Here is a 13,034-nt window from a genome sequence, read left to right on the forward strand (position 1 = left end):
GTGATCCTGCTCGGCCTTGTGATCCTGCTCGGCCTTGTGATCCTGCTCGGCCTTGTGATCCTGCTCGGCCTTGTGATCCTGCTCGGCCTTGTGATCCTGCTCGGCCTTGTGATCCCGCTTGGCCTTGAGATGCCGCTTGGCCTTGAGATGCCGCTTGGCCTTGAGATGCCGCCCGGCGGGAAAGGCTCGGCCGCCGGCGCCGAGCGCGGACCTTCGCGCGTGCCCGGGTTCGACCGGCTCCTCACGGGAGTCCGCAGGTGCGATTGTCCATTGTGCCTATTGGCGAAACGGTTCACGCGCGTCCGGTGCGAATGGTGAATTCGCCGCAAAGGGTGCGACGGGGTGCGGGGGTCGCCGATCAGCCCAGCCGCCGATAAATGGACGCACATTCACTTTCGGGCGAGTGGTGCGGCGTGGCCGCGACCCGCCCGGTCAGGCCGCCGGAGGTGCTACGGATGGCGGCCACCTGCGGATCATTTCTGCACTGGATGTGACTTAATCCTCAGCGTTGGGCGGGCTCCCGGGTTTCTGCGTATGGAATGCATATAGTCCTCCGCCCTTCGGAAAGGGATGACGAAATGCGTTTACGCACAGTTCTCACCATCGCGGCGACGGGTGTTGTCGGAGCGGCCGGCCTGCTTGTCGCACCATTGACGTTCGCGGCCCAGGCGCCCCGGAACGCCTGCCCCGATGTGGAGGTCATCGGCGCTCGGGGTACCACCGAACGACCCGGCCTCGGCGTGCTGCTGACGCCACTCGCCCAGCAACTCACCCGTGAGCTGCCGCAGACCGTACGGTCGACCGCTGTCGACTATCCGGCCTCGTTCAACTACACGGCCAGCGTCCGGCAGGGCGTCACGAGCATCGCCGCGGACGTGCAGCAGACGGCGGCCGCGTGCGCGGACACCAAGTTCGTCCTGATGGGCTACTCGCAGGGCGCGAACGTGGTCGGTGACGCTCTCGCGGGCAGGTCGGTCCGTGGCCGTGCCGCCGGACAGCTGGCGATCCCGGCCGCTTTGTCCGATCGGGTCGCGGCGGTCCTGCTCTTCGGCGACCCGACGTTCACCGCGGGCGAGGACTTCAACGTAGGCACCGGCACCCGCAACGGCGTCTTCCCGCGCGGCGCGGGCGGCCTGGACGCCTTCGCGGACCGAACGCAGTCCTTCTGCAACCGCAACGACCGCTTCTGCCAGGGCGGAACAAGCCTGGCCGCACACCTGGACTACAACAAGTTCCTGGACGACGCGACCGCATTCGTCGCGCAGCGACTGGGCTGAGACGCGCTCATACCTCGCGGCCGTGGGTCCCCGGTTATCGGGCCGAGGATCCCCGGTCGCGAGTAGCGGGCCACCGGCTGTTACCGGTCGTCGGCCACCGATTGCCGATGCCCCGACGGCTGATCGCCGATTATCGGTCGCCGGTCGCCGGTCGCCGGTCGCCGGTCGCCGGTCGCCGGTCGCCGGTCGCTGTGGCTGGGGCTGGTGGCTGGTGGCTGGCGGGTCGCCGATCACCCACTCCCGTCGGCGATCGCCGGTCGCCGGTCGCCGATCGCCAAGCCGGTCGCCGGTCGCCGGTCGCCCACGCCGGTCGCCCACGCCGGTCGCCCACGCCGGTCGCCCACGCCGGTCGTCGGTCGCCCACGCCCGTAGCCGACGCCCCTCGCCGATTCGCGACGGCCGGTCGCCGGTCCTATGTTTGCTGGAATTGCGTTACCGAGGCGGACGCGGATCAGGCGTCATTGGAAACTGGACGACGCGCGGTCAGTCGCTGCGCGATTGGCCGACATCTACTCCGCACCACCGAGTCTCGCCCAGAGCCGTCTTCCGGATGCCTGCCGGGCGCCGGTGCCCGGGTCCGGACGCTGATTGCCGGGCGCTCCGCGGGCGTGCAGATTGCCGATCGCCGATCGGCGAGTGCAGCGCGGTGCGGACACGGCGGGGCGGTGTCCGATAGGGCGGGCGGTGCCGGACAGGGCGGGGTGCGGACAGGAAGAGGTCCGGACACCCGGGACGGCAGCGACCGCACCCACAGCCTGCCGATCAACCCATCCATCATGGACGATCGAAGGACAGACGCCGAGCGCACCGACCCCGCAGAGTGGCGATGGAACGCCACATTCTGGAGGGGGAGAAGATGCGTCCCAGCAGGTTCCTGACCACAGCCGTCATCGCCACACTCGCCGCAACAGCCGTCCCTACGTCGGCCGCCCACGCCGCCACCGCCCCGCTGATCCCGCGCGACGTAGGCACCCTCGGCGGCGCTTGGAGCAATCCCACCGCCCTCAGCAACTCCGGCTACCTCGTCGGCTCCAGCGAGACCGCCACCGGCGCCACCCACGCCTTCCGCTGGCGGAACGGCACCCTCTCCGATCTCGGCACCCTCCCCGGCGGCGGCTCGAGCTACGCCGTCGACGTCAACGAACGCGGCGACGTAGCCGGCACCGCCTTCACCGCGGCCGGCGCCGCCCGCCCGTTCCTCTGGCGTCGCGGCGTCCTACGCGACCTCGCCGCCGTCACCGGTGACGGGATCTCGGTGACCGGGCTCAACGACCTCGGCCGCGTCATCGGCACCCGCTACACCGCCACCAGCGGACAGTACGGCCAGGCGTTCGTCTGGCGGGACGGCGTCGCCACCGATCTGCCCGGGCTCGGTGGGGACACCCTCGCCGACGACATCAACAATCGTGGTGACATCGCCGGTTCCACCATCAGCGCCGACGGGGCCGAGACCGAGGCCGCCCTGTGGCGGGACGGCAGGCTCATCCGGCTCACGCCGCCGGTCGGCATCGCCAGCATCGCCATCGACGTCAACGAGCGGGGCCAGGTCGTCGGCACCGTGCGGGTGCCGGACTCCGGGTGGCACGCTTTCCTCTGGGAGAACGGGGTCTTCACCGACCTCGGCGCGCTCGGCGGGACCGAGAGCTATCCGGTCGGGATCAACGACCGCGGCCAGGTCGGGGGCAATGCCGGCGACAGCTCCGACCTGCGGGCGGTGCGCTGGCACCGGGGTACGGCGACCGACCTCGCCGCGCTCAGCGGAGTCCCCGGCCTGGCCACCGCGATGAACGGGGCCGGCAGCGTGGCCGGCGTGGCGAATCTGGGCGGCAGCCGCGGCGTGGTCTGGCGTGGCGCCGGCGTCGTCGACCTCGGCCCGCTGGACCGTGGGGTCACGGGCGGCTCGGTGCAGTTCATCAACGACCGTGGCCTGGTGGCGGGCACCATCGCGGTCACCGGAGCCGGCAGCCACGCCGTCGTCTGGAACATCGGCCGAGGCTGAGCGCTCCGACCGGACACCAGCGACGCCGGACGATCGGATGCAGCATCGGGCAGTGCAGGGCGGTCAGATCTCGCCCGCGATGGCGTTGATGGCCGCGGCGAAACCGTCGCGGTCCTCCTCGTGCACCATCGAGAGGTCGATCTCCTTCAGCGCTTCGCTGATCGCGTACCGGCGGACCCGTGACCGGCTCCCGCCGCGGACCTCCTCGAGGATCGCGCGGGAGAACGTCTCCGCCGCCTCGGGCAGGCCCTGCTCGACGCAGTGCGCCAGGCCCAGGTGCAGCCACAGCGACTCCTCCTCCGGCACCTCGGGGAACTTGCTGACCGGGCCGGCCGGGCGCACGGTGCCCGCCGGCCCGCTCGCGGCGCGCTCGATGCGGTAGTTCAGCGCCTTGGTCACCGGGGCGCTCAGGGCCACGAACATGTCGTTCCCGGATCCCTTGAGCAGCACCACGTGGAAGTCCTCGTCCGTGGCGCGGTACCGCTCGCGGTGCCGGCGGCCGGCCTCGCCCGGGTCGCGGAACTCGTCCCGGGCCAGGCCCAGCCGTTTGAGCCGGCGGCTGAGACTGATCAGGTCCCGGCACACGTCCGCCGACGGGCGCTGGGCGGCGAGGCGGGCCGCCTGCGGCTCCACCGCCTCGCGCAGCTGGGTGAGCAGGTCCATCTGGACGCGCGGGGCCACCTGGTGCCGCCACTCGATCACGTCCGGGTCGAACGGGTTCCACTGCTCGACCGGCTGGACCTTGGCCCCGACCCGCGGCTGCAGTGTCACCAGGCCCTTGATCTGCAGGACCTGGAGCACTTCGCGGGCCAGCGCCCGGCTGCCGCCGCTCTGCTCCATCACGTAGTCGAGGCTCACCACGTCGCCGGGGCGGAGCTGGTCACCGGCCGCGATCAGGTCGCCCAGGATGCGCACGGCGGCCCGTCCGGAGCCCCGGGTCTTCTCCTCGGCGTCCACATCGGTTTCTGCCATGGACAAAATCTAATCATGAGGACCGGTGTTTCCGGAATAGCCGGGGAGGTGCGACCGGCCAAGGGAAAAGATCCATTCTTCCGGTACGGAGATCAGCAACGAAGATCCATTCTGGTCGTACCAGAAGAGGTTATGTTTCATTCTTTAAACGGGATAGCGTCAGTGCTAGTCTGACTTTCACTTCCCGGCAACAAACCGGGACAGGTGATCATCAGGAGGGATGCACCATGGTCATTGTTGAACCCCGGCGGCCCCGATGAATCCCGGCGCCGTATTGACCTTCACCGTTGTGCTGGCGTCCTTTGTGCTCGCGGTGGTGGCCGCTGCGACAGCCGCGGCCCTGCACCGCGCCAACGGCGCCACCTGGCCCCGCACCTGCCTGTCCGCCATCCCCTGGTTCGGCGTCACCCTCGCCGGCGCGATCGCCACTCTCTCCAGCCTGCTGAACTGAGAAATGTGACCGAGGGCGGCGGGTCAGCCCGCACCGCCGCCCAGCTGCTCACCCAGCCCGGTCCGCAGATATTCCAGCTTCCGTCCGACCCGGGAACCGGCGATCAGTCCCGCATCGCGCAACGTCGTCAAATGGTGAGAGGCCGTCGCCGCCGCCAGGCCCAGTGCCGCCGCCACTTCACCGGTGCTGTGCGGGACCGCCAGCAAAGTCAGCACGGCCGCCCGGGTCGGTCCGAGCAGCGCCGCCAGCGCCGCTGTCGGCTCGCTGCGCGCGGTGCCGTCCCACAGAGCCCCGTAGCCCCGCGGCGGATACCACAACGCCCGCCCCTGCGTCGTCTCCGTCACCGCGAACACCTTCGGCCCGGCGAAGCCGGACGGCAGCAGCGCCAGCCCGTGCCCGTCCAGGCCGAAGTCGGACTCCCTGCCGCCCTGACCGATCCGCAGGGCCGTCTCGTCCCAGGTCAGGCTCGGGTGCAGGTCGCGGATCAGGGCCCGCGGCCCGTGCTCGGTCGCCGCCCGGGCGCGGTGGGCGATCTCCGCCTCGGCCGCCGCGCGCAGCCTCGGCCAGTACGGCGCCAGCGCCAGCTCGAAGTACTGCCGGATCTCCCGCAGCAGCACCGCCAGCCCGCCGGCCGGATCCCGTTCGAAGCGGGCGATCACCGGCGGCACGTCCGGGACCCCGCGCCATGCGTACTGCACCTCCCACGCGACCTGGTCGAGCGGCGTCTCGGCGATCACCGCCAGCTCGTCGCGCAGCAGCGGCCGGGCGGTCGCGGGCACCGGGCTCAAGAAGTCCGGCACCCAGCCCTGCCGGCGGGCCACCACGGCGAGGAACGTCTCCAGCCGGGCCGCCGCCAGCACCGGGCGCACCTGGGCGCGCCAGGAGGCGTACATCCAGAACTGGTCCGGTTTGGTCAGCGCCACACTGCTGGCGATCACCTCGGCCATCGGCGAGTGGGCGAACCGGACGCCCGCGAGATCGGCGGGAGCGAATGCGAGCCGGATCATCCGACCATTCGAGCACGGTCGAACGGCTCGGGCCATCGCGTATACGACCCTACGGTCGTGTCATGCGTTACGTGCACCTCGGCCGTACCGGCCTGCGGGTCAGCCGGCTCTGCCTCGGCACCATGAATTTCGCCTGGCAGATCGGCGAACCCGAGTCCCATGCCGTCCTCGACCGCGCGCTCGGCGCGGGCATCAACTTCGTCGACACCGCCAACATGTACGGCCGGGAGACCGGCGACGGGCTCAGCGAGCGGTTCATCGGGAGCTGGCTGGACAAGTCCGGCGCCCGCGACAAGATCGTGCTTGCCACCAAGGTCTACGCGCCGATGAGCGACTGGCCCAACGACGGCGGCCTCTCCGCGCGGCACATCATCGCCTCCTGCGAGGCGTCGTTGCGCCGGCTGCGCACCGACTGGATCGACCTGCTGCAACTGCACCACATCCAGCGGGACACCCCGTGGGAGGAGATCTGGCAGGCGATGGAGACGCTCACCGGACAGGGCAAGATCCGGTACGCGGGTTCGTCGAACTTCGCCGGCTGGCATCTGGCCCGCGCCCAGGCCGCCGCCGACCGGCGCCACTATCTGGGGCTGGTCAGTGAGCAACCCAAGTACAACCTGCTCACCCGGCACGTCGAGCTGGAGGTGCTGCCCGCCGCCCGGGAGCTGGGCATCGGCATCCTGCCGTACTCCCCGCTGCACTTCGGTGCGCTGTCCGGCGCGCTGCGCAAGCAGCGCGAGGGCGGCACCGGCCGCAGCGTCCTGCACGCGCCGGAACGGGTCGAGCCGCACCGCGCCGCGCTGGAGCGGTTCGAGAAGCTGTGCGCCGGCCTCGGACAGGAGCCGACCACGGTCGCGCTGGCCTGGCTGCTGTCGCGGCCCGGGGTCACCGCGCCGGTGCTCGGCCCGCGTACGCCGCAGCAGCTGGACCTGCCGTTGCTGGCACTGGACACCGAGCTCTCCGCGGAGACCCTGGATGAGCTGGACCGGATCTTCCCGCCCGTCGGCAACGGCGGTCCGGGCCCTGAGGCGTGGGCATGGTGACGGGGGTACGCCTCAGGGCCCGGTTTCCCTCACGAAGGCTGCCGGGCTGCCGATCACAGGGCTCGTGCAACCGGCGGAGTTCGACGACAGCACCGCGGAGTACTGGGCGCGGCAGATCCGGATCGGTGCCGCGGTCGCCGCCGGGGTGACCCTGCTCGGCTGCGTACGGGTGGCCGTGGACTGGGCGCCGGACCGGCGCTGGCTGCTCGGTCCGGTGCTCGCCGCGGCCCTCGTGCAGATCCTGGCCGCCCTGCTGCCCTGGGCCCGCCTGGTCCGCAGCGCCCGGCTCCGCAGCTGGCTGGTCCTGTGGTGGGTCGCCGAGCTGCCGCTGCTGTTCCTGTTCTCCCGGCTCGACCAGGACGGGCTGATGCTCTACCTGCCCGGGGTCGCCCTGATCCTGGTCGCGGCCGCGTCCCTGTACGGGCCCGCCCCGGTGGTCGCGCTGGGGACGGTGGCCGTGGCCGGCTACCTGGCGCTGCTGCCCGACCTCACCGGCACCAACGCCGTCTCCACCGTCTCCCTGGTCGCGATCATGTCCTGCCTGGTCGCGTTCAGCTCGATCAACGCGCGCAGCCGGCGGCGGCTGGACCGGCGCCGGCAGGCCGCCGAGCACCGCACCGAGATGCTGCTCGAGGCCGCCTCCGACGCGGTGTTCGCGATCGACGTCACGGGCGCGGTCCGTTACGCCAGCCCGTCGGCCCAGCGGATCTTCGGTCTCACCGGCGCGGAGGTCACCGGCAAGGCCATGGTGGAACTGGCCCACCCCGACGAGCTCGCCGGCCTGCGGGAGTGGATGGCCGCCCTGTTCGCCGTGCCCGGCGGCACGGCCCGCACCGAGGCGCGGCTGCGCCGGCCCGACGGCACCTGGCTGCACCTGGACGTGATCGGCACCAACCGGACCGACGACGCCGACCTGCGCGCCGCCGTCATCAGCCTGCGCGACATCGGCCGGCGCAAGGACCTCGAGGAGCAGCTCAGCCGACAGGCGTTCACCGACTCGCTGACCGGACTGCCGAACCGGGCCCTGTTCCGCGACCGGCTCGAACAGGCGGTCCAGCGTCGCGCCGGTGGTGGTGTCACCGTGCTGCTCATCGACCTCGACGATTTCAAGCTGGTCAACGACAACCTCGGGCACAGCGCCGGCGACGAGCTGCTGGCCACCCTGGCCGGGCGGCTGCGGGCCGAGATGCGCCCCGGCGACACCCTGGCCCGGCTCGGCGGTGACGAGTTCGCGATCCTGGTCGAGGACGTGGCGGCGGCCGACGCTGTCGCGCTGGCCGAGCGGCTGCTGCTGGCCGGACGCGAGCAGATCCGGCTGGACAGCCGCGACGTCACCTGCTCACTGAGCATCGGCATCGCCGGCGGCGACCTGCCCGCCGGGCAACTGCTGCGCGACGCCGACCTGGCCATGTACGCCGCCAAGCGGGCCGGCCGCAACGCGTACGCGGTGTTCTCGCCGTCGATGTCCCGCTCGGTGCTGGAGGAGGCCCAGCAGCGCGTCGACATGGAGCTGGGGCTGGAGCAGGAGCAGTTCGTCGTGCTCTACCAACCGGTGGTGGACATGACCACGCAGCGGATGACCGCGGTCGAGGCCCTGGTGCGGTGGCGCCACCCCGAGGACGGGCTGCTCAGCCCGTACCAGTTCATCGCCACGGCCGAGGCCAACGGCTTGATCGTGCCGCTCGGCCGGTGGGTCCTGCGCGAGGCCTGCGCGCAGCTGGCGCGCTGGCGCCGCGAGACGCCGGCCGCGGCCGGCCTCAAGGTCAACGTCAACCTGTCCGCGCGGCAGTTCCAGTACGCGGGCCTGGTCGCGGACGTGGCGGCGGCGATCGACGACGCCGGCATCCCGGCCGGCTCGCTGACCCTGGAGATCACCGAGTCGATGCTGATGGAGGACATCACCGGCGCGATCGAGACGCTGCGCGCGCTCCGGACGCTGGGCGTACGGCTGGCGATCGACGACTTCGGCACCGGCTACTCGTCGCTGAACTACCTCAAGCAGCTCCCGGTCGACATCATCAAGATCGACCGGACGTTCGTGGAGCAGGTAGACACGGACGCCGACGATGTGGCGCTGGTGGACGCGATGGTGGGACTGGGGCGGGCGCTGCGGCTGCAGACGGTGGCCGAGGGCATCGAGACCGACGGCCAGTGGATGATGCTGCGGCAGATCGGCTGCGACCAGGGCCAGGGGTACCTGTTCGGGCGGCCCGGCGACGCGGCCTCGGTGACCGGTCTGCTGGCCCGCGAGCCGGTCCCGGCCGAGCTCTGACGCCGCGGCCGGGTGGCCCGGCCGACTCACGGGCCGGCGGTTCCGCCTGCGCCGGCGCGGCGGGGCCGCGCCGGGGCTCAGCGGCGGAGCACGGAGAGCTCGAGGATGGCCGGCATCGGGGCCACGCCCGGACCGCCGGCGCGGACCCAGGCCGCGATGTCCTCCTCGACCGCGTCGTCGCCGACCAGCCCGAACCACACTGCCCGGGCACCGCGGCGGCGGGCGCCGGGCTCCGGGTGGACCACGATGACGTTGGCCTCCGCGCAGGCGTCCAGGCATTCGCTCACCCGTACCTGATGCGGGGCCGGCAGCGACTCGCGCAGCCGGACCAGCTGGCCGTCGTGGTCGACCTTCGGGTGCTTGCGGGCGTTGCCGCAGCAACAGTCCCGGCACACCGTCACCGTGCAGCCGGCCGGCATCGTTCTCCTGAGTCCTGGCACGCCCTGGACCCTAACCGCCGGCCGGAACGGCAGTTCGCGCGGTCACCGGACAGGTGACCGCGCGAACATCTGCCGTTGTCGTCAGTCCCGGGCGGCTGCCCGGCGGCGCCGGGTCGCGCCGAGGACCACCGCGCCGCAGAGGATCAGCAGCGCGCCGCCGAGGATGAACGTCATCGAGTTGGCCCCGGTCAGGGCCAGCTTCGAGTCGTCACCGGTCTGCACGTTCTGTTCCGCCTGCAGGTCCGGCGCGCCGTCGTCGCTGTCGTCGTTGGCGACGACCTGGGCGGCCGGTTCCTGGGTCGCGCGGGGCTTCTTGGTCTTGGTCGCCACCGCCTGCTCCGGGTTTTCCGTGTCGTCGCCGGCCGACTGGTTGTCGCCCTCCGACTCGTCGTTGCTCGCCGGCTTGTCGTCGGACTTCTCCGGCCCGGTGGCGGGGGCCGGCTTGGTGGTCTTGACCGGCTTGGGCGCGTCGGCGCCGTTCTTCGGCGGGATCGTCACGGTGCCGGTCTTCGGCGGCGTCGTGCCGGTCTCGGTCCTCGGGGTCGCGGTGGCACCGGGGTTCGCGGCACCGCCGTTGTCACCCTGGTCGCCGCCGCCCTGGTTGCCGCCGCCCTGGTTGCCGCCGTTGTTCTGGCCGCCGTCCTGGTTGCCGTCGCCCTGACCGCCGCCGTTGTTCTGGCCGCCGTCGCCCTGACCGTCGCCGCCGTTGTTGCCGTCGCCGCCCTGGTTGCCACCGCCGTTGTTGCCGCCGCCGTTGTCAGCGGGCGGGTTCGCCGGGGGCTCCTCCTCGGCGGGCGGATCCTCGTCGCCACCCTCGACCTTGACGCGTACCGCGTCCAGGGCCGGGGTCTGGTTGGCGCGCTGCATCATCGGGATCCGATGCGAGCCGTCGCCGGCCCAGGAGGCGCACTGCGCGATGCCTTCCTGCGGCAGGCCCGGGACCTGGATGGTGACGGTGTCGGGCTGCGCGCCGCCCTTCTTGTCCTCGGTGGCCACGAAGAACGCGGGCACCGGCGCCGGGTCGGGCGCCTCGTTGGTGGCGGCGAGCATCCGGCAGGCGGTGTGGAAGTGCCCGCGGACCAGGCCCTCCGCGGTGAGCACCGAGCTCTCCACGTAGTAGCCGCCCTGGCCGGCCGCCAGGAAGCGGTCGCGCACCAGGTTGCGGGTGCTGACCTTCAGCGTGAAGGGGGTGTTCGCCTTCACCGACTCGGGGAAGTCCGTGATCAGCAGCGTCGGGTTCTTGGCCTGCTCGCCGACCTCACCGAACTCGGTGGAGACGCAGCGGTCGCCCTTCTGGAAGCCGTCGTGCGCGTCGAGCTTGCTGTCCTCGCAGCTGTTGGCGAGGATCTGCAGCCCGTTGACCTGCTTGGCGGTCGTCTTGCCGGTGGTGCAGTTCTCGACCGGCTGCGGCTTCGGGGCCTTCTCTCCCTTGGCCAGCTGCCCGTCGCCCTTGTGCTGGACGTCGCCGTCCTTGTCCGTGTAGGTGCCGACCTTGGGGTCGGTCGCGGCGCTCTTGCCGGCCGGCGCGGCCGGGTCGGCGGCGGCGGGGGCCTCGCAGGCCACCGTCTTGCTCTCGTCCGCGTTGGAGATCTGGGTGACACCGATCACCCCGCCGAAGGCGATCAGTACGGCGACCGCGGCGATGATGCGACGGTCCGGGCCCCGGCGCTGGGCGGCCCGACGGTAAGTCGGCCTTCGCATGGGTGGCACCTCTTCTGTAACCATTTCATTGGCGGATGAGCCGGTCCGCGGGCCCCTGTGGTGGCCCGGCAAGGTACCGGCATGCAGACGTTAAGAGCCGGCGCCCGTCCACACCAATTTCCCAGCGAAAATTGAGGCTTTCTTAGGGCCAAATTAATGCAAAAATATGGGTCGCATTCCGAACCCTCGGCATCCACCGTTCGGCCGATGTCCCGCCTCCACCGAACGGGGGATACGGCGGACACGGGCCGTCGCGGTGAGCGTACCCGCTGATCTGCCCGCCCGGCGTCGGCCGAGCGGGCAGATCGCTGTCAGGACACGGGTTCCGCGGTCACGACGATGTTGTCGCGGTAGTGCCGGGTCTTGCTGTCGAACGGCCCGCCGCAGGTGATCAGCGTCAGCCGCGGAGCACCGTCACGGGCGAAATACTTGTCCAGCGGAATGCGGGTCTTGCTGTACCTTTCCCGGGCCACGACCCGGAATGCGCGATCGGTGCCGTCCGGCCCGGCCAGCGTCATTCTGTCACCCGGTTCCAGGCTGCTCAGCCGGAAGAATGCGCCCTTGCCCTGATCGGCGCTGTCCACATGGCCGGCCACGACGATCGACCCGGCCGTCGCGGTCATTCCCGGGCCGAAGCGGTACCAGCCGACCCGGTCGACGCTGGGCGGCACGTCGAACTCACCGGTCCCGGCGTCGACGCCGACCTCGGCCACGGAGGCGTCGAGCTTGAGCGCGGGGATGCGGAGCCGCGCCGGGGCCACCTCGTCGGCCGGGGCTTCGGCCTCGGGCACAGCGGCCGCGGCCGGGGGAGCGGACGACGCGGTGGGCGTCGCCGACTCCAGGGCGGCGACCGCCGACGAGCCGACGGACGGTGCGGGCCGCGACAGATACGCGACCACCCCCACCACGATCAGCAGCACCAGCCCGGCGACGACGAGGAGCCGGGCGCGGCCCTTGCGGATCGCGCCCGGGGATCCGACGGTCATCGGCGACCCGGCACCAGCCGGCGCGCGCCGAGGGCGAGCATCAGCAGACCGGCCGCCGCCAGCGCGTACCAGGCGAGACCGAGGCCCTGGTCGGCCTGGCCGCCGCTGCCGCTGGGCACGCCGCCCGGCGCCGAGTGCAGGCCGGTGATGGTCTGGGTGACCAGGTCGAGGGTCTTGTCCTCGGCCGAGCCGACCGCGTAGACGATCGTGGCGGTGCCCTCCTTGAGGTTCAGGTCCGCCGGGCCGATCGCCACGGTGTCCGTGCCGGCCAGCACCACGTCGGCCTCGACCGAGCCCGCGGGCAGGTCGGCCTTGGCCTCCTTCGGGTTGGTCAGGTCCTCGAAGACCGGCTTGCCACCCGCGCGCACGTCGACGGCCGGGGCCGCGGCGGTGTGCCGCACGATGATCCGGGCCTGGCCCGCGGCGACCTTCTTGACGTCGTTGGCGAACGGCGTCAGCGCCGGCTTGCCGTCCTCGCTCAGGTGCGCGACGAGGCTGATGTTGGCGCCGCCGGGGATCTCGGCGTCGTCCACCTTGAGCAGGGCCTTGCTGATATCGTCACCGGGCTTGGTCAGCGCGATGTCGTAGCTGCCCTCCTCCAGCGACAGCGGGCCCGCGACCTTGCCGGGAGCGAAGTCCGGCAGGGTCTTCTTGCCGTTGACGTAGACGTCGACGTTCTGCCCGGGGATGCCGTGCACGACGGAGACCTGGGAGGTGGCGGCGAAGGCGGGAGTGGCGGTCAGCGCGCCCAGACCGCCGAAGGCGATCAGGGTGGCCGCGCCGACGGCGGTCACGCGGCGCAGGGGCACAAGACGCATCGAATTCTCCTAGCGAGTGGGTATCCGGGTTCGGACAACCGGTGGTTTCGCTGGGTCCGGCGCGGCTG

The 13,034-nt window shown here is 71.7% G+C and carries 12 protein-coding genes; 6 read left to right on the plus strand and 6 right to left on the minus strand.

Translation table 11 applies throughout. From position 1 onward, the window contains the following. The 3 genes from ACWEOZ_RS39565 to ACWEOZ_RS39575 all read left to right on the plus strand — a co-directional run. The coding region (locus ACWEOZ_RS39565; protein ID WP_451915815.1) for a hypothetical protein at positions 1–318 on the plus strand (318 nt) is incomplete at its 5' end. Positions 319–578: 260 nt separating this feature from the next. Further along, positions 579–1,277 (plus strand): cutinase family protein, encoded by a 699-nt coding sequence (locus ACWEOZ_RS39570; RefSeq protein WP_451915816.1) that lies wholly within the window; start codon positions 579–581, stop codon positions 1,275–1,277. Between the two features lie 826 nt (positions 1,278–2,103). Next, on the plus strand, positions 2,104–3,276 hold the full coding sequence (locus ACWEOZ_RS39575; protein WP_451915817.1) for a hypothetical protein: 1,173 nt from the start codon (positions 2,104–2,106) through the stop codon (positions 3,274–3,276). Between the two features lie 63 nt (positions 3,277–3,339). Here the strand turns inward: ACWEOZ_RS39575 and ACWEOZ_RS39580 are convergent, their stop codons facing one another. Continuing rightward, positions 3,340–4,248 (minus strand): FadR/GntR family transcriptional regulator, encoded by a 909-nt coding sequence (locus ACWEOZ_RS39580; protein ID WP_451915818.1) that lies wholly within the window; start codon positions 4,246–4,248, stop codon positions 3,340–3,342. Positions 4,249–4,537: 289 nt separating this feature from the next. Between ACWEOZ_RS39580 and ACWEOZ_RS39585 the strand changes: the two genes are divergently transcribed. Then, positions 4,538–4,699 carry a hypothetical protein gene (locus ACWEOZ_RS39585; RefSeq protein ID WP_451915819.1) on the plus strand — a complete coding sequence of 54 codons (162 nt, stop codon included), beginning with the start codon at positions 4,538–4,540 and terminating at the stop codon, positions 4,697–4,699. 23 nt (positions 4,700–4,722) lie between these two features. Here ACWEOZ_RS39585 and ACWEOZ_RS39590 read toward each other — a convergent pair whose 3' ends face one another. Further along, positions 4,723–5,706 carry an ArsR/SmtB family transcription factor gene (locus ACWEOZ_RS39590; protein ID WP_451915820.1) on the minus strand — a complete coding sequence of 328 codons (984 nt, stop codon included), beginning with the start codon at positions 5,704–5,706 and terminating at the stop codon, positions 4,723–4,725. A gap of 62 nt (positions 5,707–5,768) precedes the next feature. Between ACWEOZ_RS39590 and ACWEOZ_RS39595 the strand changes: the two genes are divergently transcribed. Both ACWEOZ_RS39595 and ACWEOZ_RS39600 read left to right on the plus strand, forming a co-directional pair. Further along, a complete protein-coding gene (locus tag ACWEOZ_RS39595) occupies positions 5,769–6,749 on the plus strand; it encodes an aldo/keto reductase (protein ID WP_451915821.1) in 981 nt (326 codons plus the stop codon). A 64-nt stretch (positions 6,750–6,813) separates the two neighbouring features. Continuing rightward, on the plus strand, positions 6,814–9,021 hold the full coding sequence (locus tag ACWEOZ_RS39600; protein WP_451915822.1) for a putative bifunctional diguanylate cyclase/phosphodiesterase: 2,208 nt from the start codon (positions 6,814–6,816) through the stop codon (positions 9,019–9,021). A 77-nt stretch (positions 9,022–9,098) separates the two neighbouring features. On the opposite strand, the gene ACWEOZ_RS39605 is transcribed toward ACWEOZ_RS39600, so the two are convergent. The 4 genes from ACWEOZ_RS39605 to ACWEOZ_RS39620 all read right to left on the minus strand — a co-directional run bounded on the left by ACWEOZ_RS39605 (position 9,099) and on the right by ACWEOZ_RS39620 (position 12,966). Further along, a complete protein-coding gene (locus tag ACWEOZ_RS39605) occupies positions 9,099–9,422 on the minus strand; it encodes a hypothetical protein (protein WP_451915843.1) in 324 nt (107 codons plus the stop codon). A 120-nt stretch (positions 9,423–9,542) separates the two neighbouring features. Next, complete coding sequence (locus tag ACWEOZ_RS39610) at positions 9,543–11,162, minus strand: hypothetical protein (RefSeq protein WP_451915823.1); 1,620 nt, start codon at positions 11,160–11,162, stop codon at positions 9,543–9,545. 311 nt (positions 11,163–11,473) lie between these two features. Continuing rightward, positions 11,474–12,148 carry a class F sortase gene (locus tag ACWEOZ_RS39615; protein ID WP_451915824.1) on the minus strand — a complete coding sequence of 225 codons (675 nt, stop codon included), beginning with the start codon at positions 12,146–12,148 and terminating at the stop codon, positions 11,474–11,476. Next, positions 12,145–12,966 carry a DUF4397 domain-containing protein gene (locus ACWEOZ_RS39620; RefSeq protein ID WP_451915825.1) on the minus strand — a complete coding sequence of 274 codons (822 nt, stop codon included), beginning with the start codon at positions 12,964–12,966 and terminating at the stop codon, positions 12,145–12,147. The genes ACWEOZ_RS39615 and ACWEOZ_RS39620 overlap by 4 nt, the downstream gene beginning before the upstream one ends. Between the last annotated feature and the right edge of the window lie 68 nt (positions 12,967–13,034).

This window comes from Actinoplanes sp. NPDC004185 (assembly GCF_053603475.1).